At 40.3% G+C, this 26846-nt stretch carries 24 protein-coding genes and 1 pseudogene; 23 read left to right on the top strand and 2 right to left on the bottom strand.

Annotated elements, in window-relative coordinates; translation table 11 throughout:
* From OI18_RS11310 to OI18_RS11230, 18 genes and pseudogenes are all read left to right on the top strand, one after another.
* The coding region (locus tag OI18_RS11310; protein ID WP_205410028.1) for a polysaccharide biosynthesis tyrosine autokinase at positions 1 to 1460 on the top strand (1460 nt) is incomplete at its 5' end.
* A gap of 66 nt (positions 1461 to 1526) precedes the next feature.
* Positions 1527 to 3320 carry an ABC transporter ATP-binding protein gene (locus OI18_RS11305; protein WP_039139916.1) on the top strand — a complete coding sequence of 598 codons (1794 nt, stop codon included), beginning with the start codon at positions 1527 to 1529 and terminating at the stop codon, positions 3318 to 3320.
* Positions 3293 to 3763, top strand: a pseudogene (locus OI18_RS25225) (glycosyltransferase family 2 protein); the annotation flags it as partial. The gene OI18_RS11305 and the pseudogene OI18_RS25225, both read left to right, overlap by 28 nt.
* A 27-nt stretch (positions 3764 to 3790) precedes the next feature.
* Positions 3791 to 4222 carry a hypothetical protein gene (locus tag OI18_RS25220; protein ID WP_420806198.1) on the top strand — a complete coding sequence of 144 codons (432 nt, stop codon included), beginning with the start codon at positions 3791 to 3793 and terminating at the stop codon, positions 4220 to 4222.
* 374 nt (positions 4223 to 4596) lie between these two features.
* Positions 4597 to 5349: a glycosyltransferase family 4 protein gene (locus OI18_RS11295; protein ID WP_160290222.1), complete on the top strand. Its 753-nt coding sequence runs from the start codon at positions 4597 to 4599 to the stop codon at positions 5347 to 5349.
* Positions 5346 to 6500, top strand: a complete 1155-nt coding sequence (locus tag OI18_RS11290) for a glycosyltransferase family 4 protein (protein WP_039139914.1) — start codon at positions 5346 to 5348, stop codon at positions 6498 to 6500. The genes OI18_RS11295 and OI18_RS11290 overlap by 4 nt, the downstream gene beginning before the upstream one ends.
* A complete protein-coding gene (locus tag OI18_RS11285) occupies positions 6497 to 7444 on the top strand; it encodes a glycosyltransferase (protein WP_160290221.1) in 948 nt (315 codons plus the stop codon). The genes OI18_RS11290 and OI18_RS11285 overlap by 4 nt, the downstream gene beginning before the upstream one ends.
* A gap of 15 nt (positions 7445 to 7459) precedes the next feature.
* Positions 7460 to 8368 carry a polysaccharide pyruvyl transferase family protein gene (locus tag OI18_RS11280; RefSeq protein WP_082037931.1) on the top strand — a complete coding sequence of 303 codons (909 nt, stop codon included), beginning with the start codon at positions 7460 to 7462 and terminating at the stop codon, positions 8366 to 8368.
* A gap of 29 nt (positions 8369 to 8397) precedes the next feature.
* Positions 8398 to 10431: a hypothetical protein gene (locus tag OI18_RS11275; protein ID WP_152616797.1), complete on the top strand. Its 2034-nt coding sequence runs from the start codon at positions 8398 to 8400 to the stop codon at positions 10429 to 10431.
* 27 nt (positions 10432 to 10458) lie between these two features.
* A complete protein-coding gene (locus OI18_RS11270) occupies positions 10459 to 11706 on the top strand; it encodes a hypothetical protein (RefSeq protein WP_152616796.1) in 1248 nt (415 codons plus the stop codon).
* Positions 11693 to 12760 carry a glycosyltransferase gene (locus OI18_RS11265; RefSeq protein WP_039139910.1) on the top strand — a complete coding sequence of 356 codons (1068 nt, stop codon included), beginning with the start codon at positions 11693 to 11695 and terminating at the stop codon, positions 12758 to 12760. The genes OI18_RS11270 and OI18_RS11265 overlap by 14 nt, the downstream gene beginning before the upstream one ends.
* 95 nt (positions 12761 to 12855) lie before the next feature.
* A complete protein-coding gene (locus OI18_RS11260; protein WP_160290220.1) occupies positions 12856 to 13905 on the top strand; it encodes a glycosyltransferase in 1050 nt (349 codons plus the stop codon).
* Positions 13895 to 14449, top strand: coding sequence for a WcaF family extracellular polysaccharide biosynthesis acetyltransferase (locus OI18_RS11255; protein WP_039139909.1), 555 nt, complete (start codon positions 13895 to 13897; stop codon positions 14447 to 14449). The genes OI18_RS11260 and OI18_RS11255 overlap by 11 nt, the downstream gene beginning before the upstream one ends.
* A 1-nt stretch (position 14450) precedes the next feature.
* On the top strand, positions 14451 to 15203 hold the full coding sequence (locus OI18_RS11250) for a glycosyltransferase family 2 protein (RefSeq protein WP_039139908.1): 753 nt from the start codon (positions 14451 to 14453) through the stop codon (positions 15201 to 15203).
* Between the two features lie 5 nt (positions 15204 to 15208).
* Complete coding sequence (gene gmd / locus OI18_RS11245; protein WP_039139907.1) at positions 15209 to 16324, top strand: GDP-mannose 4,6-dehydratase; 1116 nt, start codon at positions 15209 to 15211, stop codon at positions 16322 to 16324.
* A 31-nt stretch (positions 16325 to 16355) separates the two neighbouring features.
* On the top strand, positions 16356 to 17309 hold the full coding sequence (locus OI18_RS11240) for a glycosyltransferase family 2 protein (RefSeq protein WP_039139906.1): 954 nt from the start codon (positions 16356 to 16358) through the stop codon (positions 17307 to 17309).
* Between the two features lie 25 nt (positions 17310 to 17334).
* On the top strand, positions 17335 to 18261 hold the full coding sequence (fcl, locus tag OI18_RS11235) for a GDP-L-fucose synthase (RefSeq protein WP_039139905.1): 927 nt from the start codon (positions 17335 to 17337) through the stop codon (positions 18259 to 18261).
* A 67-nt stretch (positions 18262 to 18328) separates the two neighbouring features.
* Positions 18329 to 18979, top strand: coding sequence for a class I SAM-dependent methyltransferase (locus OI18_RS11230; RefSeq protein WP_052273106.1), 651 nt, complete (start codon positions 18329 to 18331; stop codon positions 18977 to 18979).
* 19 nt (positions 18980 to 18998) lie between these two features.
* Here the strand turns inward: OI18_RS11230 and OI18_RS11225 are convergent, their stop codons facing one another.
* Together OI18_RS11225 and OI18_RS11220 are read right to left on the bottom strand one after the other, a co-directional pair.
* Positions 18999 to 19961, bottom strand: coding sequence for a hypothetical protein (locus OI18_RS11225; protein ID WP_052273105.1), 963 nt, complete (start codon positions 19959 to 19961; stop codon positions 18999 to 19001).
* Between the two features lie 7 nt (positions 19962 to 19968).
* Complete coding sequence (locus OI18_RS11220; protein ID WP_039139904.1) at positions 19969 to 21426, bottom strand: MBOAT family O-acyltransferase; 1458 nt, start codon at positions 21424 to 21426, stop codon at positions 19969 to 19971.
* Positions 21427 to 21510: 84 nt separating this feature from the next.
* Between OI18_RS11220 and OI18_RS11215 the strand changes: the two genes are divergently transcribed.
* The 5 genes from OI18_RS11215 to OI18_RS11195 all read left to right on the top strand — a co-directional run bounded on the left by OI18_RS11215 (position 21511) and on the right by OI18_RS11195 (position 26844).
* Entirely contained in the window at positions 21511 to 22260 is a 750-nt protein-coding gene (locus tag OI18_RS11215) for a tyrosine-protein phosphatase (RefSeq protein WP_039139903.1), read from the top strand.
* Between the two features lie 1395 nt (positions 22261 to 23655).
* Positions 23656 to 24813 (top strand): acyltransferase family protein, encoded by a 1158-nt coding sequence (locus OI18_RS11210; protein WP_039139902.1) that lies wholly within the window; start codon positions 23656 to 23658, stop codon positions 24811 to 24813.
* 375 nt (positions 24814 to 25188) lie between these two features.
* Positions 25189 to 25566 (top strand): LytR/AlgR family response regulator transcription factor, encoded by a 378-nt coding sequence (locus OI18_RS11205; protein WP_039139901.1) that lies wholly within the window; start codon positions 25189 to 25191, stop codon positions 25564 to 25566.
* A gap of 291 nt (positions 25567 to 25857) precedes the next feature.
* Complete coding sequence (locus OI18_RS11200; RefSeq protein ID WP_039139900.1) at positions 25858 to 26424, top strand: hypothetical protein; 567 nt, start codon at positions 25858 to 25860, stop codon at positions 26422 to 26424.
* Between the two features lie 3 nt (positions 26425 to 26427).
* Positions 26428 to 26844 (top strand): DUF5675 family protein, encoded by a 417-nt coding sequence (locus tag OI18_RS11195; RefSeq protein WP_039139898.1) that lies wholly within the window; start codon positions 26428 to 26430, stop codon positions 26842 to 26844.
* The last annotated feature ends 2 nt before the right edge of the window (positions 26845 to 26846 follow it).

Raw genomic sequence — 26846 nt, 5'->3', positions numbered from 1 at the left:
CTGAACTTTATGTCGGTTCGATGAACACACTGGATACCCGCTCAAGTGAAGTTGTTGTAAAGAAAAAAGTTCTGAATTGGCTGAAAAACTATCTCGCTGATGAAGCAAATAGAGAAAATACTGTACCTGTGAATCTCGGTATAGAGGAACCTACTTTAACGCCACTGATCGCTTCTTATAATGAAATTCAACTTCAAAGGTCAACACTGTTAAAGACGACAACTCCATTGAACCCTCGTGTTCAGGACATGGCAGTTACATTGAATAAATTAAAAGCAGATATCATCGAGGCATTGAAGAATGTAGAAAAGTCATATGATATTCTTTATACTCAATTACAACAAAAATATAACCAGGCACAGTCGAAAGCAACAAGTGTTCCGGGGAAGGCCCGTCAGTTAATTAATATTGAAAGGCAACAAAAAATAAAGGAAGAATTATATATTTTATTGCTTTCAAAAAAAGAAGAAGTAGCCATAGGTGCCGCAGCCCTGGTTCCTAATTCCGCTGTAATTCAGGCCGCAACAGAAAGGGCAAACCTGGTTTCGCCAATTGCAGCATCTGTATATCTGAAATTTTTACTTGGAGGATTGGCTATACCAATCTTAATAATAGCTGGCATCGAATTTTTTAATGATAAAATCACGGTTAAATCAGACATTGAAAATAATACCGAAACGCCGATTGCCGGTGAAGTAGGCAATTCTGATGATCCGAGTCCCCTTCTGGTCACTAAACAAAACAGAAGTTTTATAACTGAGCAATTTCGAGCTATACGGACGAACATGGCATTTCTGACGAAACAGAATGAGAAGCCGACTATTCTCGTCACATCCTCCATGAGTGGAGAGGGGAAATCATTTGTGAGCACCAATATAGGAGCAGCTTACGCTCTTGCAGGAAAGAAAACCCTGATCATGGAGTTTGATATCAGAAAACCAAAAGTAGCCTCAAATCTGGGAGTTACGAGCAGGCGTGGAATATCTACTTTCCTGGTTACCAACGACCAGGCGAATGATCTTATAATGAAGGTAAATGATGTTGATGGCCTATATCTGCTTCCTTGTGGAGTTATACCGCCAAATCCATCCGAAATGTTGCTCATCGATAAGATTGACGAATTGTTCGATTGGGCGAAGGCAAATTTCGATGTCATTATAGTTGACTCAGCTCCCGTTGGCGTTGTTAGCGATGCAATTTCATTAGGTCGGTTTGCGGATGTAACACTGTATATTATTAGGCAAGGGTATACTGTGAAAAAGGTTGTAGAAATGATCGACAAACTATACGCCAATAAAAGACTCCCGAATATGGCTATCATAATTAATGATGTATCTGCAAAACATGGCTATGGTTATGGCTATGGTTACGGATACGGCTATGGCTACGGAAAGCAGGACGGAGACTATTTCGATACCAGGCGCAAGAAAAAGAAATTTCCATTTTTAAGCAAAACCTGAGGTGGTTTAAGGCAATTGTGTAACCGTACCCTTCTTTTGAAGGCTCAAATCTAGTACTGATAAATTATGTTAAAGCGTACACTTGAAGGTCTTTTATTGATAAGAACCTTCAGGCTTCTGAGGAAAGTGATTCCGCCTCCCCTCAGGCGAAAAGGAATTGTTGCGTTGGGATCTGTATTCCTAAATTCAGTTACCGATTTAATAGGATTAGCAACCCTAATCCCACTATTTATGGTAATTATTGATGAGAGTAAAATTCATTCCAATGCATTTCTAAATTTTCTGTATAATTCATTTCATTTTAGCAGCAATAAGATGTTTGTTGTCTTTCTTTGTTGCGCAGTTTTGACCTTTATTATCATAAAAAACCTGGTCAGTATTTTCCTCATTTCTGTTCAAACTAAGTTTTCTTTTTCCTTATACAAATACTTTTCTTCAAGACTATATGCGTATTACTACTCACAGGGACTATTATATCTGAAGGAGCACAATTCAAATAAGATTGTAAATAATATATCATATAATGTGCTGAGCTTTGTTCAGAATGTGGTAATGGGGTGTCTTGGGTTGATCAATGAATTCCTGATTATCGGTTTGATAATCGTCGGGATCTTAGTTTATAACCCAACAGCAATCTTAATATTGTTACTAACTGTATTTCCAATTGTAATTATATTTTCACGGATTGTAAAAAGTAAATTGACTACACTTGGGAAAGAGATGAGTGGCTTGCACGTCAATTTGAATAAAGGTATACTTGAATCTCTCCATGGATATTCAGATTTCGTGATCAGAAATAAATCATACTGGACATATCAACGACTTTCCAGACTGTTGACTAAGATGAGTTCCAGGCAAATTAAAAAGTATGTTCTGTTACAGATTCCTGCCAAGGTTATAGAGACCGCAATAGTACTTAGCTTGATTGCAATCGTTTTGTTCAGCATATTTGTGAATGTCGACCTGGCGAATCTTAGCGTCCTGCTGGGTGTCTTTGGCTTGGCGGCTTATAGAATTTTACCGAGCCTGAATAAGTTGATGCTGTATATCATGAATATCCGCAATAATCAGTTTGTTTTTGAAATTATTGAGAAGACGGATTATAAGCAGGTTATTAAAGCCGCGCATTCCGTTCAACCAAAAGAGACAATTTCATTTAAAGAGAAATTGGAGTTGCGGAATATTAGTTTTTCATTTGACAGGATCAATAAGAAAGTGATCAAAGACTTTTCAATTGAAATACCAAAAGGTGAAAGGCTTGGAATCATTGGACGTTCAGGATCTGGAAAGACGACATTGTTAAATATCCTATTGAGATTTTATAATCAACAGTCAGGGGAGATTCTGGTTGATAACGTTGTGCTTAACGAGGAGCAGACCAGCAGGTGGCGGAATATTATTGGCTATGTGCCTCAGGAGGTTTTTATAATGGATGCAAGTCTGGCAGAGAATATTGCATTAGGTGAAGATCTTGAGAACATAGATTTCGAATGGCTTGATGTTGTTATAAAATTGGCCAGGCTTCAACCTGTAGTCAATGCACTGGATGAAGGAGTCAGGACCAATATAGGTGAACGGGGAGGTAAGTTGTCTGGTGGTCAAAAGCAAAGGCTTGGTATTGCCAGGGCATTGTACAACCGTGCGCAGATATTGTTTTTTGATGAGGCAACATCATCACTTGACAGTGAAACAGAAGAAGAAATTAATAATTCAATCTTGCATCTATCCTCCATAAATAAGGATTTGACAATAATTATAATAGCACATAGGATTTCCAGCCTTAAACATTGCTCGAGGATCATTGAGTTAGAAAATGGTTCAGTTAAAAAAGAATGGAATTACGCAGATCTGATACAGTAGTGAATATGGCAAGTTTGTTGGAGAAGCCGGTCGTAACAGTAGTTGTTCCGTCGTATAATTCAAGTTCTACAATTGAACGGACGCTACAGTCAGTTATAAAACAGACGTATTCACACCTGGACATAATAGTGGTTGACGACTGTTCTGCTGATTATAAGGAATTGAACAGAATAGTTAGTTCAATAAATGACAGCCGGATTCGGGTATTTCGTCATGAAGTTAATAGGAATGGTTCAGCAGCACGGAATACAGGCGTATCGAAAGCGTCCGGCCTGTTTGTCGCCTTTCTGGATAGTGACGATGAATGGATGCCGGATCATATTGACAGGTGTGTTAAGCTTGCAAGTAATCAGGCGCCAGGAAATGAATATTTGATTTATTCCAGGATGGATGTGAGGGGAAGAACATCAAATTATTTCTTGCCGGCTTCAGGAAAAGCACAGGAGCAATCAGTTTCCTCATATCTTTTCATGAAAGGCGGATTCATTTCTACTTGTGGTATGTTTATGCCAATCTCTACCGCCCGAATGTTTCCCTTTAATGAAAACTTAATCCGGCATCAGGATTATGACCTGGTTTTGAAATTGGAAGCAAGTGGCGTACCTTTTCTTTATTCAGATCATGTTGGCGCAATTGTGCACTGGGAAAACAGTTCACCCGCAACAAAAGGCGGCACAATTGACTTTTCACTTAACTGGGCGCTGAACAACAAGTCCTATTTTGACAAAATGGGTTTTTCGGGTTTTATCCTGAAGCATGTCGTATGGCCTTTATTAAGAAAAGGAGAATATAAAGATGGATTCAAGTTCCTGAAAAAATATTGTAATCCCTTCCTGATTACTCCATACAATTGGTACGTAACATTAACTATTATAAAAGCAAGGTTCTTTCAAAGTAGATGACTCCTCAGGTAGAGACAAATGATCTGGGTTACCCGGAGATCAGAAATTTTGTATCGTTGGCCCATGGCTATAATATAGTTAAGAAGCGGGACCTTTTTTCGATATTGCTGAATATATATTTTCGGGTATTTAAAAGGATTCACCCGGTTCTCCAGTTTTTACACTACAATCCATTCCGGAAGCAAGCGTTATACCATCTGTTCAACGGTATCAGTTTTTCCAATAGATTCATAGTTACTTTTGAAACAGTAATACCCAGGTTGGGTAAGGGTCCCCAATGGTTGATTGATCTTTGTGTTAGGCAACTGGCTTCGAAAAAATGCCTTAAGATCATTGCAATTTCGGAATGCACAAGGCGGCTTCAGCTGGAATACTTGCGAAAGAACTATCCCGCCTACCTGCCGGCAATTCAGAATAAATTGATAGTTATCCAGCCACCGCAGACCAATTTGATAAACTCCTTTACTGAAAAGAAAATTGTATCAGGTAAGATCGTGTTTTCAATTGTTGGAAAGGATTTTTTCCGCAAAGGTGGTTTTGAAGTATTGAAAACATTCAATGAATTGCTGGACCAATATCCCCAGTTAGTTCTGAATATCGTTAGTGATCTGTCTTATGCTGATTATGCGACTAAGTCTACTTATGAGGATTTTCAACAAGCACAGGATATAATTTCAAAGCGTTCTTCCAATATTCGCTATTTTAAATCGCTGCCTAACGATCAGGTCCTTGAAATGCTTAAAACGACAAATGTAGGTTTGTTGCCAACCTGGGCAGATACCTATGGTTACTCGGTCCTGGAAGCCCAGGCTGCGGGGTGCCCGGTCATTACGACAAACATCAGGGCGCTTCCTGAGATCAACAATAACGAAGTTGGCTGGGTCATTGAGGTTCCGCAACATGAAGATGGCAATGCAAAAATTGAAACTGCAGAAGAAAGGGAAATTGTATCTGCCGTCATTGCAGCAGAGTTGAAAAAAATTCTTTTAAGAATAATTGAAAACCCATCCGTCGTAGTTGAAAAAGGCGTGAAGTCATTCGAGCGGCTGAACAATAATCACTCACCGGTAAAAGTTGCCCAGGAACTTCAGGGCTTGTATCGCCAGAATTTATCTGCTCGTACATGAAAATCGGAATCATCACAACAAGCACATTGACCCCATTCGGCGGAAGCGAAGAAATTATCTATGTCCTGGCTAACACTGCCAGACAAAAAGGACATGATGTCTCTGTATCTGTATTTGATTGGGGTGTACTTCATCACAAATGGAAGTCAGCCAGGGAAAATGGAGTTACTGTTCATACGAGAACAAGGGTTCGATTCGAATCCAGGTTGAAAATGGTCATTTCAAAAATTGCCAACAGGAAAATAAGCAGGCAACAACTACAAAAGTTTAATGCCAAAGGGTTCGATCTTTTGATCGTTAATCTCGGCGGGCTTAGCTCTATCGAAGATGAAACTTATTTGGACCTGTTGGAGAACTATTCCGGCAAATACTGGATAATTTGCCATACATGTACTGAGCAACAGCATCCTCCCATATCGCTTCTCCCGAGGATAAGCAGCATATTCAAAAATGCTGCGGATGTATTTTTTGTAGCCGAACGAATCAGGCAAATTGCCGAACGAAGTATAGGGTGTCATTTGTCAAATAGTTCAATAATTGTAAATCCCGTAAATATGGATAAGGCAGGTATTCTGCCTTTCCCTTCTAATACTCAATTGAAAATGGCGGTTGTCGGCCGGCTTCTAAGCAACGTAAAAGGACACGCTCTGTTGCTTCAGGTACTGGGATCTGAAAACTGGAAGAACCGGCAATGGGAACTGGATATTTTCGGTGCTGGTCCAGACCTTGAATACCTTGAATACCTGGTAAAGTTTTATGGTCTTGAATCTAAGGTTTTTTTCAGGGGACATGTTGGCAATATCCGTGATGAAATCTGGGCGCTTAATCATGTTCTGCTGATGCCTTCATTTTTTGAGGGCATGCCGCTTTCCTTGTTCGAAGCTATGCTTTGTGGTCGAACCTGCGTCGCCACAAACGTTGGGGGTGTTGCAGAAGTTGTGGTTGACAATGGAGACGGGTTTATAGCAGATGCTCCTACCTTACAATCATTTTCAAATGCGATGGAACGGATGTGGGAACACAAGTCAGATTTAGCGGCTTTTGGAGAGAGGGCGTATTTATCTGCTGTTAGCTATATGGAAAAAGGGCTGAACGTTGATCAGCTCCTTGAAGGCCTCGAATCACAGAAGGTTAAAAAATACCAGCATTGAGCAATTTGATTTCTGTTATAATTCCGGTTAAAAACCGGATTCAGCTTTTTATTCCTGCTCTGGATTCCGTATTAAATCAACGTTATCCGTCTATTGAAGTAATTGTAGTTGACGATGGATGCAACGAGAAAGAATCTGAACATTTGGAGCAGGTTATCTCTAAAGCCAGGGGAAGGCATTCTAATATACCAATCATGATGTTGAAAGGTAATCAGCAAGGTGCAGCAAAGGCGAGGAATCTGGGTTACCTGAATGCTAAAGGAAAATACATCCAGTTTTTTGATTCTGATGATATTTTACTGGAAAACAAGCTGTCAATACAGGCGGGTATACTTGACCGACAGCCTGAATTGGACATGGTTTATACAAAAGCCCAATTTGTTGATGATGAGTTGAATACGATCAATGGTAGCTGGGGCTCAGCATTAAAAGGTAATTCGATGGACTATTTTGCCTTTACCTGGCAAACAATGTGCCCCTTGTATAGACGAGAAACCATTGACAAATTTGGTTTATGGGATGAGGAATTGTCAATTAACCAGGATTGGGAATTTTGCCTCAGATATAAATTGCTGGGCGCCCGCACACATTTCATAAATGAAGTGCACGCATATTTCCGGAAGCATACCCTTGGTAATATTGGCAACATCGGTTTAGATAACGGAAAAGTGAAAAGTAAATGGCTAAGTACATATAAGATTTTCCAACTTTGCAAAACGAAAGGTGTTTTGGATAAACCTTTGCTTGATGCCTTCATAAAGCGTTGGGCATATATAGTTTGTATGACATCGAAAGTAGGTGACAAAAGCCTCGTAAAAACCCAACTCCAGAGTATCAGGCCGGAAATCAGCAGCAGCAATTTTTTAATGTTCTCTTTACTCAGGTACAGGCTGGTAGCTAACCTGGTCTTGTCTGTTTATTCAAGGTATGGAGTTAATAAGTAACAAAAAGCGTATTTCATGATCCTTACATATCACATGGGGAAGAACTTCGGTGACGCGTTGAACCCGATTATTTTCAACCGGTTTCTCCCTGGCTTTTTTGATGACGATCCGAATGAATTGTTTTTAGGAATTGGTTCCATTTTAGGTCTCAAATCAGGTGAGAAATATCCGGTAAAGAAGATTGTCTTTAGCTCCGGTTATGCGGCAGGTCAACCCGGAACCTATGGAGCGCTGCCGGTAATAGACGATTCCTATGATGTTATTTGTGTGAGAGGACCATTAACTGCCGAGCTGTTGAAGCTTTCGCCAGATAAGGCTGTTGCAGATGGAGCCTTGCTGGTAAGGGATCTCGTTGATTATAAGCAGCCAAAGCGGTTTCGCTGTTCGTTTTTATTGCATCACAACAGTGAACATTACTTCGAATGGAAGGATTTTCTAGAAGCAGAAGGCATCCATTTTATCAGTACAAAGGGCGACCCAATCGGGATTTGTAACGAAATTGCATCATCGGAGCTCGTTATTGCGGAAGCCATGCATGGGGCGATTGTTGCAGATGCACTAAGAGTGCCATGGGTTCCAGTAAATTGTTACAACACGATCAACAATTTTAAATGGACCGATTTTGCCGCTTCTTTTGATATTAAATACGAGCCGGTATACCTGCCAGGTCCTTTCGGGTCTGACTTTCTTTTGCGAATAATGAAAGGGAAGACCAATAACGCCCTGATACAGCAACTTGGTGTGTTCCTGAAGAAGACAAAAAGTGCGCTGGTAAATGAGAGGAAATTTTCACAGTGGTTGAAAACCATTCCGCAGGAAAAAACTTTTTTGAGCAATGATACTATTTGGAACAGCAAATACATGCAGTTACTGGAAAAGGTTGATTTAGTGAAGTCGAAATATCGCAACACTGTTGAGAAATGAAAATGAAATACTTAATTGCCTGCTGCTTTTTGGTCACGACTGTCCTGGACAGTACTTCAGTCTTCAGCCAGGAGCAAAAGAAGAAAATATATCATGATTCGCGCGAATTCGCGCCTATGGCAGCATCCGAAGGCCGTAAAAAAGAGGCAATAAGCCAGCTTAGCGATTTTCCATTACCAAGGTTAAGACACGATGACAAAGTTTTGCCGAATTTTCCCTGGTTTAATATTAAATATTTGCACAGGAGTTATCAGGAGGGTTCAGGAAAAGGCGCTCCTATGAACGCAGATGCCGCAAGGAAATTAATGGAGGAGCTGACGGTAAACTGGAATTATTACATCGAAGTACCCTGCTTAAGGACTGATTCTCTTACTGCGGAACGAATTTACAATGATCCAAACAGCATTGAGTACGCGATGATTAAGTATGCCAATGAGCATCCGGAAATTCCAACTTCAACGATAACTTTTCATTTACAGAATAACGGCCAGCATCTCGGTTATATCCGGCGGAATTTCATAAAGTCACAGGACCTCGACAATAAATACTATTTATGTGATGCAACAGGCAAGCCAATTGTTTATAAAGGAAAAAAGTGGTTGAGTCCTCTTATGCCATTGGACATTGTTGAAAAAGATGCGGCAGTGACGAGAATGTATCTTCGACAATTGTTGAAACATCTGAAACGCCCCCTGAATTTTATTAATGAGAATGGAGAAGTTTATGGGCATATGAGACCGGAGGAATTACTGAAATCGGATCATAAAGTTGCCGCCGATATGGCCAAAAAGAATGTAAATAACAGTGTTTACAATGGCCTGTTTCAAAATCGGTTGGATAGTTGCTATAAGGCGCAGATTCTTTCCGAACCAGGCTTAAAGAACACATTGTTTTCTTACTATAATGTTTCATCAGTGCAAAGTGGCTACTGGCCAGACTATTTTGCAAGGAAGAACACCAACTCAAAAATTGATAATAGGTATTATTCTACGCCATCTTTTTATGTAACTTCTGCTACATCCTGGTCAACTGGCAGAGGGCCGTCAAACGGTTATGGACAGATTGCTGATGGCAGGGAACGGGAAATTTCTGCTGGCGTCAAAACATTCTCACCTTTTGTTTCAGCCGGATGGGGTAAGGAAGTAAATAATCTCAGGCCGGCCCAATGGCTGGCATTGTTGAAGGCTATGACTGTATTAGGAGCAGATTTCTTTTACACTGGCTATTTCAACGTAACTGACAAGCAGGGTTGGGCGAATGGAAAGGGTCCAAATGATCCGTGGGAATACACGTACCAGATCGCTATGCCAGTATACGCGCAGGCAATTGGTCAACAATTCCAGAAATTTGTTTCGGAAGGTGAACTACTAAAAACAAACAATCTTAAACGGATGTCAATGTACCGGATGATTACAAAAGATCCTAATCATTTGGTATTGGTACGAAAACTGGGCACAAAATATTTAATTTATGGAAGCGTACAGCCTGATACCAAAGGCAGTGATCAATATCCTGTTGTAGCGACTACTAAAATAGAAATTGAAGGCAGACATATCCACTTCAATATTCGACGCCAGGGTAGTGTTTACATTTTGGACATTACGCGTCCTGACGCACCTGTAATGACCCAGTTGGATGGTTGGCATGAGGATAGTCACCCCTCTTATTGGTCAAAGAATTCGATATGTGAATCTGAAAATGGGCTGGAGTTTCAAAACTGTACCGTAATTACGGAAGGAAAAGCAGTGAAGGGACTGGATTTTACCGACTTCCTCACTTTTATCCATTTAGGAAACAATGGCAGTTTCGCGATTGAGTACCCTGGGCGAAAGAGCAATCGTGGTACCGCAAATATCAGGGTTCGTAATACAGGCAATTTAAAGAGCTCTGTCATCTTACAGGGACCAAATGGCGACAGAATTTCCAAAGCTGTATCCGAAAAGAACTGGACTACTATTGGACTGTCACGGGAGGAAGTAGAAAGACTACGACTTAAACAGGGTAGTAAATTGATTATTGGATCCGTCGGCAATGGTGTAGATATCGACTGGATCCAATTCTGAAAGAAATCAGAAAACCACCTTCGGTAAATGCTGAGTTTAACCTCAATTCGCACAATTCAACTTCCAAGAGGGAAACTGTTTGTAGGCTCGCTGCCTGAGTTATTTCTTGTGATGTCAGTCTTTTCAAAAGAGATTGCGACCAGGAGACTTTTTGGGGTTGACTTCGATTATTTCTCCTATACATTTGCGCTGGTCTTTTTCATATTTAACCTGAAACGGATTTTGTATTTCCAGGGAACACCCTGGAAATTATATGGATACCTGGTATTTAGTTCGCTTATTTCAATAGTCACATTAAATATGGGGTATGGTGGTTTCCTCAAGCAAATTATTCCTATTCTTATTCTTTATTCTGTAAATTTTTTCATTGTTGGCTCTGGTGATTGGACTAATATTTTCAAGCTCTACGTAAAGTTTGCATATTATAGTGCCATTTTCGGAATCATTCAATTTGTTGCCTCCCTAGGAGGTATTGACCTATTGAATCAGACAGCAGGCAGGCTTGATTCAGTTGCATATGAGCCGTCTCACTATGCTGCCCTGCTTGTACCCGCAATGGTGTTTGCTTTTTTCCATTATAAAGAGTATAAATTTTATTTCAATGTCATGCTTGTGGCATTAATTCTGACACTAAATTTAACGGGATACCTTTCGTTTCTGTTTGTTATTTCTCTTGCTTATATTAATTTGGTTTATTTCATTTTTATTATTCCCCTCGCATATTTTTTGATATTTAAAGTGTTAATAGACTTTAATGAAAACTTTAATATGCGTATAGTTGATACCCTTGCTGTTTTCAAAGGAGATGTTAACGTTCTAAATAAACAGGTGAGGACCAATGGTACGACGGTTTCGTTATTCTCTAATTTAATGGTTGCAAAAAGCAATATTGAGAATTGGCATTTACTTGGTAGTGGGGTGGGGGGACACGAGGAGTCATATTATCGGTATTTTGAGAATTCCTCTTTTCGACATAATTGGTTCTTCGGATTGAACGCTCCATCCGGACATTCTTTATCAATTCGCATCTTATCGGAACTAGGTATTGTCGGATTTGTTTTATACGTGTACGTCCTTGTAAAGAATCTCCTATTGGCCGATTCAGGAATTTGCAGGAATATTTCCCTAGCCTGTCTCAGCCATTTTGTTTGTAAATCATTCAAATTGGGAGGTATAATAGATTATGGAACACCGTTCTTTTTTGCCATGCTAATAATTAATGGGATCCAATATAGATATAATCAGAATCTAAAAAAGAAGAATGATGCAAATTGAGGAACAGCGTTTCCTGTTTCTGTACACGAGGCTCCCTGAATATTTTTATCAGTGCATTTTGCAGTTGGTGCAGCGTAATGGCGGTCAGGCAAAGGCACTTATCTATTGCTATCCAAAGGATGCAAATGCACCTTATGAACTTTCCTCTCTCAATGGGAACATTACAGTCTGTACGAAGGAACAATTGGATTTGCAGGCAATTGCTGAATTCAACCCCAGTTTAATTTATATCGCCGGTTGGGGTGACAAAACGTATAATCGGATCGCTTCCAGCTTTGGAGGTTCTATCCCAGTCATAATTGGAATGGACAATCCCTGGAAGGGGACCATCCGGCAACGGATTGCCAGTATTGTTGGCCGGCTCTGGTTAAAAAAAATGGCAACATTTATATGGATCCCCGGTTATCCACAGTTTGAATTCGGTAGACGGCTGGGCTTTCATCCGTCGCGAATTTTAAAAGGGCTTTATTGTGCTGATGTCGAGCCTTATGAATCATTGCCTGTTACTTTCCATAAACGAATCCTGTTTGTCGGGAGATTGGTGGACTTCAAAAGGCCGGACTGGGTTCTGGAGGCATTTTCAAACATCATAAAACAGTATCCTGCACTGGCTGACTGGAAGCTAACCCTCGTCGGAAATGGTCCAATGGAGAAGGAATTGAGAGCCAGGTATGGACAAATTCCACAGATAGAATTTGTGCCATTTGTGCAGCCGAATCTGTTACCTGCCTACTATGAGAGTGCTGGTGTTTTTTGTTTGCCGAGTGATAATGAACATTGGGGCGTAGTGGTACATGAAGCGGCATCTGCCGGCCTTTCACTTTTGTTGTCTGATACCTGTGGTGCAGCAACTGAGTTTTTAATCCCAACATTCAATGGATTGATATTTAAATCACTTTCCAGTTCAGACTTCCAGAATCGGCTGTTTCAACTGCTTTCATTGCCTGAAAGTGAATTATTGGAAATGGGAAAGAACAGTCGGATTATAGCCCGTCGTGTAAACAAGGAAATGTGGGTGTCTACTATCCTTGGATCACTTGAAAATAAGTCATGAAGGTTTTGATTTTTACTGATTGGTATTACCCCGGCTATAAAGCAGGCGGTCCTATTCAATCCTGCCGCAACCTGATTTCAACTTTGCGGCAACACATGAATTTTTTTGTTGTCACATCTGACAGGGATCTTGGCGAAAACAGCCCGTTTGAAAACATCAGTGTAAATGAGTGGATTCCGGGTTTAAATGGTGAACAGGTATTCTATATGTCTCCGTACAAAAAGGCCTTTGCAAATACACTGCAGTTATTGAAGTCGGTGAAACCGGATGTTGTTTACTTTAATAGTATGTTTTCCAGTCGGTTCACTATCGCTCCGCTGATTGCAATTAAATCGGCTGGTTATAAGGGCAGAGTTATATTGGCTCCCCGTGGAATGCTGCATAAGGGTGCCCTGGGTTTTAAGTCCGGAAAGAAAAAGCTGTTTCTTTCCTTGTTTAAAACGCTTGGTCTACATAAGAAACTTGAGTTTCATGCGACGGATCAACAGGAATATCACGATATCATGCTATTTTTTCCCGGCAATGAGTGTTCAATAGTTGAAAATATCCCGGGTATGAACTCATTGCAAGCCAGCCGAATACCAAAAGCGTTGGGGGAGTTGCGGCTGGTCTTTGTTTCCCGGATCCATGAAAAAAAGAATCTGCATTTTCTTCTTGAAATTCTGGGTCAGGCCAACCTTCCCGGTTCCGTTCTCTTTGACATTTATGGCTATGTGGATGATAAAGGATATATGGCAAAATGCTCACGGATACTTGCGGGTCTTCCCGGGAATATCAAAGTACAGTTCAAAGGGCCACTTCCTAATGCCGATGTGTACAACGTACTTCCCAACTATCATTTATTCGTGCTGCCAACATTGGGCGAAAACTTCGGACATGCAATTTTCGAAGCACTTAATGCAGGCGTTCCGGTAGTAGTGAGTGATAGAACACCATGGCGAAACCTTAAGGAAGAGAATGCGGGGTGGGACCTGCCATTGGAGAATGGGAGTGCCTTTAAATCCGCGATCGAAGAAGTTTTCGTAATGGACGACACGGCCTTTACCGTGCTGTCAGATGGAGCAAAAACGAAGGCAAAGAATTTTTTCGAGAAAATGGATTACCAACATAAGTACATGAAATTGTTTAGACCCAATGAAAGTTGACCTGAAATCCTATAATAACCGCTGGTTTGTTGCAGAACTCGGCGGCTCACCGCTGAAGAGGGGCCTTTGGTATTTAACTAATGAGCTAGTTTTCTCGAATGGCCTTTTCCCTTTTTCGAGGTTGAAAGTTTTACTTTTGCGCCTCTTCGGTGCCAATGTGGGACAATCCGTTGTAATAAAACCACGCGTCAGGATCAAATATCCCTGGAAGTTATCTATTGGGGACAACTCCTGGGTAGGCGAAGATGTTTGGATAGACAATCTGACGAAGGTGGATATTGGTTCTAATGTATGCCTGTCGCAGGGAGCGTTTTTGTTAACCGGCAATCATGACTTCAGCAAAACGACATTTGACCTGATGGTTAAAAATATCGTTTTGGAAGATGGCGTATGGATCGGTGCGCAGGCAATTGTTTGCCCGGGAATTGTATGCAGGACCCACAGCGTATTAACTACACGCAGCGTTGCCTCGCGTGACCTTGAGCCATACAAAGTCCATTCTGGAAATCCGGCAATTCCCGTTAAAGAAAGAATAATCAGTTAAGATGGGGAGTAAAATTTCAATTATAACCGCAACTTATAATAGTTCAGCTACGGTTAGGGACACCCTTGAATCAGTAAAATGTCAGACCTATAAATCCGTAGAACACATCATTGTCGATGGGCTTTCCACTGATTTGACCTTAGATATTGTGCGGCACTTTCCTCATGTACATAAGATCATAAGTGAAAAGGATAAGGGGATTTATGATGCAATGAATAAAGGAATTGCGATGTGCTCGGGTGATATTATTGGCATACTCAATTCCGATGATATTTATGCAAATTCGCATGTGTTGGAAAAAGTCGCCGCGGCGTTCGAATCAGAATCCATCGACGCTTTGTATGCAGATTTGTTTTATGTTGACCATGCTGATACAGACAAGGTAATACGCTATTGGAAGTCCGGTAAATTCCAGCCAAAATCTTTTTACTATGGTTGGATGCCGCCCCACCCCACATTTTTCGTTCGTAAGAAACTGTATGATCAATTTGGCGGGTTCAATTTATCGCTTCGATCGTCGGCTGATTATGAACTGATGCTGCGTTTTCTATTGAAAAATAATGTTCCTGCAACGTATCTGCCTGAAACAATAGTCAAGATGCGGGTAGGTGGAATGAGTAATCATAATTTAGCAAACAGGTTCAAGGCCAACCGGGAAGACCGCATTGCATGGCAGTTAAATGGCCTCGAGCCGTATTTTTTTACAATACCTTTGAAACCTCTTAGGAAATTGGGTCAATATATATTTAAATAGTTACAATGTCAAAAGTTGCTTTAATTACCGGAATTACAGGTCAGGATGGTGCATATCTGGCGGAGTTGTTATTATCTAAAGGATATTTTGTGCATGGTATTAAACGTCGGGCGTCCCTCTTCAATACCGACAGGATAGATCATTTGTACCAGGATCCTCATGAAAAAAATGTAAGGTTAAAACTGCATTATGGTGACCTGACAGACAGCACCAATCTCATCCGCATAATTCAGGAAACGCAACCAGATGAGATCTACAACCTCGCAGCCATGAGTCATGTTCATGTGAGTTTTGAAGAACCGGAGTACACCGCAAATGCAGACGGAATTGGTACGTTGCGGATACTTGAAGCTGTTCGACTATTGGGTTTAACCAGGAAAACAAGGATTTACCAGGCATCTACTTCAGAATTATATGGCCTCGTGCAGGCTATTCCACAAAGTGAAACAACACCGTTTTATCCCCGGTCACCTTATGCAGTAGCAAAAATGTATGCATACTGGATCACGGTAAACTACCGGGAAGCTTATAACATGTTTGCTACTAACGGAATCCTATTCAACCACGAATCACCTTTACGAGGCGAAACCTTCGTTACCAGGAAGATCACTCGCGGGGTGGCCAAGATTTCACTGGGCATGCAGGATAAAATATTCCTGGGCAATCTGAATGCGCAGCGTGACTGGGGTCATGCCAAGGATTATGTGGAAGCCATGTGGCGCATTTTGCAGCAGGATAAACCTGAAGATTTTGTAATTGCCACAGGTGTTACAACTTCAGTACGTGACTTTGTCAGAATGGCGTTTTCTGAAGTGGGAATTGAACTTGAATTCCATGGTGAAAATGAAAATGAAGTAGGTGTAGTGTTAAGTTGCAGCAACCCGGATTTCCAGCTGGAAAAGGGTAAGGAAGTGGTAGCTGTGGATCCCCGCTATTATCGTCCAACTGAAGTTGACCTGCTGGTCGGCGATCCTTCAAAAGCAATGAAGAAGTTAGGATGGACACCGAAATATGATCTGCCTGCATTAGTGAGCGAAATGGTTGCAGCTGATGTGGAAGCATTCAGGAAGGAAAAGTTGCTGAAAGAGAGCGGTTACTATGTAAAAAATCAATTCGAATAAGTCACTCCAGGGTCTAACAATTCTGTCAGAGATGCAAAGTCCCCATACATTGGTATATTTCGTCATTGTAACATATAATGGCGAGCAATGGATTCATAAATGCCTTGATTCAGTTTTCAGAAATCAGGACATGAGAGTGAAGGCAATTGTCATAGACAATGGCTCACAAGATAGAACAGTAGAGGTGGTCAGGGACAACTACCCCCAAGTAAAGCTGATTGAAACAGGAAGGAACCTTGGATTTGGGCAGGCGAACAATATAGGAATAAAAGTGGCGCTCAATGATGCGGCAGATTTCCTGTTCCTGCTTAATCAGGATGCCTGGTTGGTAGATGATTGTTTATCTACTATGATTTCATTCCTTGAATCTCATTGGGAGATCGGAGTTTTGAGTCCTGTTCATTTAAATGGCACAGGAAACGATATAGATAGAAATTTTAGCGATTATTTACAACAATCGGATTTAAAGCAATTCTTCCAGCAGGTATTGATGTCTCACAGCTTCAAGGCAGGATATATAGAAACCGAATTTGTAAACGCTGCAGCCTGGCTTGTGTCACGTGAGTGCATTGAAAAGGTTGGCGGGTTTGATCCCGTGTTTTTCCATTATGGAGAGGACAACAACTTTTTGCAACGGGTAAAATACTGGGGATATAAGATTTGTATTCTTACGAGTGTCTATATCTGCCATGACCGGGAACAAAGACCGGTAATTCCAAAAGTTGATTTCAATCATAAATTGAAACGGGACTGGACAATCTTCATGGGAACAGCATGTAATGTAAATAACCCATTATTCTATTCAGTCATTTTTTCAAAATTCATTCGTCATCTGGCCGGCTTCTTCAAGTCGTCGTTCCTGCTTCGATTCCCGCAGGCACGTTATAACCTTAGTTTCTGTCGGAAAATTTTGGCAAATCTTTCCAAAATTCGAAAATCACGAAAGGGTAATGTGCAGGGGCTGAAGCTTATTTATTTAAAATGAAGTAAATAATTATCAATAAAAATTGATGCTGCAAAACTCGAAAGTATATATTGCCGGTCATAGAGGAATGGTCGGCTCCGCCATTCATAGGAAACTTATCAGCGAAGGGTATGGAAACATTGTTACCAGGAAATCAGAAGAACTGGATCTGCGTGAGCAGACTGCAGTAAGGCAATTTTTCAATTCTGAAAAGCCCGAATATGTATTTCTTGCTGCGGCCAAAGTTGGTGGCATACTTGCCAATAATACATACAGGGGGGAATACCTTTATGATAATCTCATGATCCAGAATAATGTAATTCATTCTGCCTATGAGAACAATGTAAAGAAATTATTATTCCTTGGCTCCTCATGCATATATCCCAAACTTGCTCCACAGCCATTAAAGGAGGAATTTCTGCTCACAGGTGAACTTGAACCGACGAATGAACCTTATGCTATTGCTAAGATTGCTGGTATAAAGTTGTGCGATGCTTATCGCTTTCAATATGGATGCGATTTTATTTCCGTAATGCCAACAAATCTGTATGGTCATAATGATAATTATGATTTGAAAAAGTCACATGTATTGCCGGCACTGATCAGGAAGTTTCATGAGGCAAAAGAGCAAAATGTTCCCAGTGTTGTAATCTGGGGGACAGGTACACCACTCCGTGAATTTTTACATGCGGATGATTTGGCAGATGCGTGCTACCATTTGATGCAGACTTACAGCGGTTCGGGTTTTGTAAATATTGGTGTAGGAGAAGATATTTCAATTAAGGACCTGGCATTGTTGGTAAAAGGTGTAGTTGGTTATACCGGAGGGATTGAACATGATTTATCCAAGCCGGATGGCACTCCCCGCAAGTTGATGGATGTTTCCAGGCTACATTCACTTGGTTGGAAGCATAGGATAACTCTTGAAGAAGGAATCAGGTCGGTATATAATGAAGTAAAAGATAGGTTGTAGTCAGCTGCCAGCCACTTTTTGTAGTTTACATTACAATTGCTATAATTTTAACCATATCAAGAATATCATGAAGTTTAATGCGTCATATATCGCCCCAAGGGTTGACATAGCTGCTGATATTGAAGGGAAAGGACTGAAAATTTTGGATATCGGATGTTCGAATGGGGCAAATGGCAAATATTTAAAAGAGGCTGGTATTGCATCCTGGGTCACCGGAGTAGAATATGACCATGATATGGCAAAGGCTGCTTTAGACATACTTGATGAAGTTCACCACGGCAGTATCGAATCAACGGAACTTATAGACCGGCTACCGGATGATTTTTTCGATTACGTGCTTTTTGGCGATGTGTTGGAGCACCTCGACAACCCCTGGGAAGTGCTGTCCAGGTTAAGAATGAAACTCAATAGGTCGGGAAAGGTAATAATCTCAATTCCCAATTCCGGGCATATAGATGTAGCAATCCATTTATTATTTAAAAAGTCATGGCCTCTTAATGAACGGGGCATCTTTGATAGAACCCACAGACGTTTCTTTGCCTATAATGACATTGAAAGCCTGGTTGGTCGGGGAGGGTTTCAAACCTTAAGCATTAAACGGAAATTCAGATATAGGGACCAGCTGGGTTCCAAATTTCCGTTTTATGGAAGATTTTTGAAAAAATTACTTCCGGATTGGTATACTTTTCAGTTTGTGATAGTGGCAGGTCAAAAATAAGATGACTGTAGTATTCATGTTACTCTTTAGACAAGAGATTGAAATTACTTTTAGAAATAACCTGATCTTTGAAAAGCTGTTTTACCAGTTCTTCATTAAAAATTTCGACACCGTTTTGAGTGAGGTGACTATCGTCAAAGAACAGACTGTCCCCTAACTTCAACTTTTCACTATAGTTGTAGTATTTTCCAAATTCAGAAAAATATTTGTCCATTTCTTCATTCTTTCTAAAAGCAAGATAGGTTTTTTGTGTAACCGGGGCCTGTACAAGTGTGTAAGTAATGTTTCTTTTTTTAAGCTCCGAAATAATTGCCTCAAATGCTTCCAATTGTTTAGTTAAAGTGGGCTGATTGTAATTCCTTTCAAGCGCCTCTGGTTTATATTTGTTTTTTTTCGTCGCTACGTAACCTCCATTGACATATGTGTCATCCCCTTTTTCATTCGGCTCCTTAAAGTGTTTCTTTTTCCCAATTAAGTTCACAAACGCGTTAAAAATTAACGTATTGTAGACTTTAGCATTCTTCGTTGATAGGGCAGCGGGGTAAATCTCTCTAGGATCATCCATATTGGAAATGATATCCAATAAGGATTCTACTCCATCATTACCGAACAACACTGGATATACGTCAAATACTACATGTTTAGGTTTTATCTTTTCAAGGTAACTGTCCACTAATATTTTTGTTTCGATGGGTGTCTGCGCGCTGGATCCAAGGTTGAACGCCTTTAGACTATACCGTTGGAAAATCCTGGGATCATACCCGCGATAGGCGTGCGAAGAACCCAAAAACAATATATCTACATTTCTAACTGTATCAGCTTCCCGGAGCCTGGTAAACATATATCCTGGTCCGCCCATCTTAAAATTCATATTTTTCCTGAATGTTGTTGGAGCACAGGTTCCCCAGACAATCAGAAATATCACATATGCCACAATGCTAAAAGCCAAAAACGCAAATAATTGTTTCACAAATCGAACCATAACCTAATTAAAATTGGAAGTAAATAAATGCAGATTCTTTCGTTTGCATGAAAACACCTATAGAGAAAACCAATAACGAATAAAAGGCCCATCTGACTGGTCTAGGCATATTTAGGAAAGAGGTTTCTATAGCATATTTATTCTCACGTCCCAGCCATTCTATTATCATAAATGGAATTAAAAGTGCAATTACAAGAATTGAACGGATAAATTCAGGGTTACTAATAAAAGGGTTGGTAAATAGTGACATAGAAAATATTCCAGATAAGTAATCAAATGCATGACCAACAGTCTCAGCTCTAAAAAATATCCACGCAAGGACTGTGAGGGAAAATGTAAGAGTCATTTGTGCTAACTCTTTTATGGATGGGAAAAGGCGACCTTGGGCTATTATTTCAAGATGCTGGCGGTTAGTTCGAAACACTATAGAAGGTATGATATATATCGCATTTAGAAATCCCCATACGACAAAAGTCCAGTTTGCTCCATGCCAAAACCCGCTTACCAGAAATATGATGCATGTGTTTCTGATCTGCTTAAACAATCCACCTTTACTTCCGCCCAATGGGATATACAAGTAGTCTTTAAACCATGAACTTAGTGATACATGCCACCTTCTCCAGAATTCGGCGATATCCCTGGAAAAGTACGGGAACTTAAAATTTTGCAGAAGTTCGAAACCGAACAGTCTGGCAGTTCCCAAGGCAATATCTGAATATCCCGAAAAGTCACAATAAATCTGGAATGTGAAAAACAAAGCGCCTAGAACCAATGTGCTTGCACTATAACTGTCGGAATTGTTGAAAATAATATCCGCATATTCCGCACAATTGTCCGCAATCACCATTTTCTTGAAAAGTCCCCATAAAATTTGTCTCAGACCGTCGGTTAATTTTGAATAGTCGAATGTCCGTTTCTGTTCAACCTGTGGCAAAAGGTGCGTCGCTCTTTCAATTGGTCCGGCAACTAATAATGGAAAAAAGCTTACAAACAACGAATAATCCACCCAGTTAGTTGTTGGTTTGATCTTTCGGTTATAAATGTCAAAAACATAAGACATCCCATGAAATGTATAAAAAGATATCCCAACCGGTAATATGATCCTTAAAGTTGGATGATCCGCGTTCAGCCCAAATTGATGAACTAGGCTCGCAAACGAATCTGCAAAAAAATTGTAATACTTGAATAAGCCCAAAAAACCAAGATTGATCCCTACACTAAGGATTAGCCAAAATTTTCTTTTGGCTTTGTCACTCGAATGGTAAATTTTTAAGCCTGTATAGAAATCAAGGAATGTTGAAAAAGCCAGTAAAAAGAGGAAACGCCAATCCCAGCATCCATAAAAATAATAGCTGGCAAGTAATAGAAGTATGTTCTGGTATGCCAGTTTCTTATTTTGAAGCGTCCAATAGAATATGAACACTATCGGTAAAAAAAAGGCAAAATTTAAAGAATTAAATAGCATGTATGTTCCTCTTAAAGTGGTAAAGATATTTTAATATAAATTTGTGCCAGAAATTTGAATATAATTTTTCGTAATCTTCAAGGGATGTTTCACATTTTCCGGAGAAAAAATCGGGACAATTTAATTGATTTATCGGGTATTGCTATAGATATGCACTCACATCTGCTTCCTGGCATAGATGACGGTGCAGCGGACGCATCGACTTCAATAGCACTTTTAAATGGACTAATACAAACGGGGCTTAAGGGATTTATTACCACACCACACATTCTTTGGGACCTATACAGAAACGATGATGTTTCCATAGGCAACGCATTAGATACTCTAACGGAGACTGCGAAAATTCAAGGTTTAAATTTTTCTATTTCCGCTGCGGCTGAATATATGATGGATGATCATTTTACCAGCCTGGTAAATAATAAGTCCGATTTGCGACGGATTGCTGATAACTATGTGTTGGTCGAATTTTCCTTTGTTGGGTTACCATATAACTGGAAGGAACTTTTCTTCAACCTCCAGCTACAGGGTTATCAGCCAATTCTGGCCCACCCGGAGCGTTATGGCTTCCTCAGTGCAACCCCGCAGATTTTTCAGGAAATCGTTGCAATGGGAGTGCTTTTACAAGTAAATCTCAATTCCCTTACAGGTTACTATGGTAAATCTGCATACCAATTAGCGCAATATCTCTCCAAACACAAACTCGTCTCCTTCCTGGGAACAGATCTTCACCACCAAAGGCACATTGACGCACTTCTTAATTCGAATACTCTTATGCCCGAAATAAATACTATTCTGGCCAGCGGCAAGATTTTAAATTCAAAACTTTCCGAATAGAGAAAAATGCTGAAGTCAACACATAAATTGAAAAAAGTGAAATTTTATTGGTACAGATAAGTTTGGCAAAGCATGGTTTGCAAAATCTCGTCTTTTTGTATCGTCAATCTTTGCTGGTATAGTTAGAAGTTATGATTTGCATCATCAGAATTCCATTCAAATTCTGACGGGTTTTCATTCATGTATCGGAACTTGAATCCTTCATATGCTTCGCAATAGGATTCAATAACTGGAATTGCGCCACATAAAACAGATTCGAAGAAGCGATAAGACAATATTTAATCGCCGGAAGGACATAGCACAAATTCCGAATCACAGAGGACCTTAAAATATTCAGTATCCCAGGATTTAGTCGGAAAACTACGCCCCCTTTTTGAAGATCAGATTTGTAGGCTACCAATTTTTTTGATCTCTTTTTTTCTAAGTCCGATTTTATAGAAAATTTACTAATTAATTTTTTTAGATTTTCTCATTATCAGGAGGTTGAAACTTCTTATGGGATAAGCTAAAATTTATCCAGGATTCAATAACACCTTTACGCTCAGGTGTAACCAATCCGGAAAATGAATATGGGTATTTTCTTTTTTCAGGCCATGTGCTTCTTACATGTACAGGTATAGCATAATGCTGGATTTGTTCACTAATTTTAATCCAGTCAGCTAGTAGTTTGCTTACTTCTTCTCCTAATTTCCTGTAAATATGATATAATGAAAGTGTCCTACTAACTAAAGCGGATCGCTTTGCACAACGCAGTTTCAAACAGCATGTATTTACCATTACCACGCATCATGTGCAGGAAAGCCACGTAAGTTACTTTGAACAACAGCTGAACCCCGGAGTATTTTCTGAGGTGAGCCGCTACACTAACCTTGTAACTACCGTAAGTAATGGCTTGAATAGATCAACAATCCACAGTTGCGGAAATAATCCGTGACAGACTGATAGTCAATGGGCCATATAATAGAGGTGCCGAAAGGCGAGTCAATGAGAAGAGAAAATCTATAGCTAATAGCTAACTGCTGTATCGTGTAACTGCAAAAAGCTGTTACCCATATTGCCTGTTTCGCTACGGTATGACAGAGCGGTGATCATGATCAGAATTTTATATTATGCCAATCTGGGAATTATAACCAATTTTAATATATATTCGGCCCTTGGTAAAAGTGAGAGGAACAAATGAATACAGAGATACTATCTATCGCCGGACACTTTCATGTGAAATAAACTGTTGATCGTTTCGAGGCATGAAAAAGAGATATAAGGTGGTTGAGTATGTGATTCCTGGAGATACGTGTGGGATACCCCAGGGACTGATTTGAAGACTTTCCTCAAAGATTCACAGGAGTAATAACAGTTTTGTCGCAGACAAACATTTACTTAAGATTTTAGATAGTAATGAAAATCTTCCGAATTGAGATTGATAAGGATAGAATATTTGGGTTAGATATCTTGCGGAGTCTGGCAATACTATTTGTTGTAGTTGAACATGGTAAGTACTTGCTTCCAAAAAAAATGCGCCAGATTAATGACCTTATTGTTTTTGATGGTGTGTCTATTTTTTTTGTCCTGAGTGGGTTTTTAATTGGTGGAATTTTGCTCAGGACATTGGAGAATCGCGGTATGTCTGTGGGGGTATTAATGGATTTCTGGATCAGGCGTTGGTTTAGGACAATACCGAATTATTTTCTTATTCTAACGTTATTAGTTACACTGCAAATTTTATTTGGAAGTGGTTTTTTCAGCGGAAGTTTTTATCAGTATTTTTATTTTTCTCAATGTTTGATTAGCCCGCATCCAGCTTTCTTTCCTGAAGCCTGGAGTTTATGTGTTGAAGAATGGTTTTATCTTGTTACACCGATTGCTATATTTATTGTTGCTTTTGCCGCAAATGGAAAACACCGTATTGGCATAGCAAGCACCGCCGCTTTTATTATTATCCTAGTGACATTTTTCAGATTTTACAAATTCACTATAGTCCCGATTGAAAATTTTCATGATTGGGACAAATTGTTTAGAAAGCAGGTAATAACAAGGCTAGATAGTCTCATGTTTGGAGTTGTAGGGGCATATCTGAATTTCTACCATAGAGATTTATGGCTGAAACGAAAGCATATTACATTTGCTTGTGGTCTGAGTTTAATGCTTGCTACGAAGTACATCTTTCCCATGATTTCATCGGAAACGGGGGTTTATAATACAGTTTTTAGCTTTAGCCTAGTTTCTCTCTCAACTCTTTTAGTCTTGCCTTTCCTTAACTCAATTAAAGCCGGAAAAGGTTTGATAGCGAAATTGTTTACTTATATAAGTCTGATTTCCTATTCAATGTACTTGCTGAATTTGTCAATAGTGCAATATTGGATAATCGGCAAAATACCTTGGACATTTTTCATTTCGAATTCTTATCTGCTTGTTATTACGAAATACTTATTTTATTGGATTTCGGTACTTTCACTATCAATTTTACTTTACAAATATTTTGAAATTAAAATGACGAAATGTCGCGATATGTTTAATCCTATTAGGAACAAGTTGACCGTATCAAAGAAAAACTAAAATCACAATCTCCTTCCTGGGCACCGACCTTCACCACGAGCGACACCTCGACGCGCTGCGGAATTCCCCTCATTTAATGAAAGAAGTAAATACAATTCCCGACAATGGAAAACTGTTGAATCAAGATCTTTCTGCCAATTCCTGATTTCCCCTTGATATCCAGAAACCTGTTTTTCTGTCTGAAAAACCTGTTTTTCAGTCAATTTTTTACCGGCGATTTTTGGCGCCATTGTAGCACCCCATGATTTTATCTGCCGAGTAACAGCCGGATAATCGCAGTTTGATGCAACTCAATCACAATTATCTGCATTTGGATCAAAATGCTTGGAAAAGTCATGCCTGCTGGTTATAGTTATTTCAACAAAATCACAGCACATGAAATCTACACTTTTGAATGAAGAACATGTTTTCTTTAACGTTGAAAACCGCATCGTACGGGTGAGCATCGCGGATATAATCTTCATCGAATGCAATCATCCCCGACTATTGATTATTACAACCGACGACGTCTGGACTGTTCGGATGTCCCTGGATCATCTTCAGCGTGAATTGCCTGCTGAAAGGTTTGTACGCGTAAACCGATCCTTCCTGGTTGCAATTGCGCATATCAGCTATTATCACAATGGTGTTGTACACATGGGTGATTTTGAAATTCCCGTTCAGTATGGTTGGGTAGGACTCTTCAAAAGCAAACTCAATATTATCAATAGCATTCAAAGGGTAGCACCAAAAAAGATTAATAATGACTCGTAGCCTGTGTCGCAGTACCGGCTTCAATCTCATTAACCGGACCGTGCAATGAGCGCCTGCCCGCTCGGCTTACCGGGAGGAGCGGCCCCGGTACCCAGCGCTTAACGATTCCGGTTATGCCAGTATGACAGCTAAAAGCCTGGCCGACAACTGGCGATTGCCAGGAGTACTTTAAGTATAGGATAGCAATAGGATGGCAATAGGATGGCAATAGTATTAAAATCTTAGAATATCCCCCTTAAAGTCTTCCAAAAACGTAAAATCCATTTTTTTGAAAAATTAAAAACAGACAAAATGTCCAAAGCAAATGATAACGTGATCACTCGAAATATGAGTGGCATGTTTGGTGACCAGGTAGTTTTCCGTAAACGTGGGAGAAACACAATTGCCTGCAAACCACCGGTATTCAATAAAGGGTTGGAACCAACTGCCAATCAGCAGGAAGCCCGAATGAGCTTTCGGTTGGCCCAGGCGTACGCAAAAAAGGCAATTAAGGATTCTTTGGTAAAGCAGGCCTACCAGGCCGTGGCAAGCCCGGAGCAATCTGCCTTTAACGTCGCTTTCTCTGATGCCTACCTGGCACCCCAGATCCTGGGTATCGATACAGAAGCTTACAAAGGGCTGGTGCAGGATACTATCCTGGTCCGTGCACTGGATGATTTCAAAGTGACCGGGGTAAAAGTGGCGATATTCTCGGTTGATCAGGAACTGCTGGAAGAAGGCGACGCAATCGAGACCGACAATGGGATCGACTGGAGTTACACCGTGAAAACCGTGAACCCTTCCCTTACCGGCACCATCATCAAGACTACGGCTATGGATCTGCCCGGCAATAAAACCTTGCTGGACAAAACCCTCTAAGCCATGGAACTGCAACTGGAACGTGAATACCTGACCGAAGGTACGAACGGACTGTTGTGGGCAGATGACAGGATCCTGTGTTACACAATTGAGTTACCCTGGCGGAACAATATCAGAATGCGTTCATGTATACCGGAAGGACGCTACCAATTGGTGCGGCGCTATAGCGAAAGGCACAAGACTCACCTGCTCGTGCGGGATGTACCTTCCAGGACCTTGATATTGATTCATCCGGCCACCTATGCAGAAAAAGAACTCAGGGGCTGTATAGCCCCGGTTTCAAAGCTGAATGGACCCGGCAGGGGACAAGGATCCATAAAAGCATTTGCCCAATTGATGGGCCTCGTTTCTAAAGTTCTGAAATCCGGAGAAACCGTGTGGCTGACAATCGGACACAAGCCACCTGAAGATCACTCTTAAAA

Origin of the sequence: Flavihumibacter solisilvae (assembly GCF_000814475.1) — a bacterium.
In the GTDB taxonomy this organism is placed as follows: domain Bacteria; phylum Bacteroidota; class Bacteroidia; order Chitinophagales; family Chitinophagaceae; genus Flavihumibacter; species Flavihumibacter solisilvae.
Note: the sequence above shows the minus strand (reverse complement) of the source record. Positions and strands in the feature narration are given on the sequence as shown.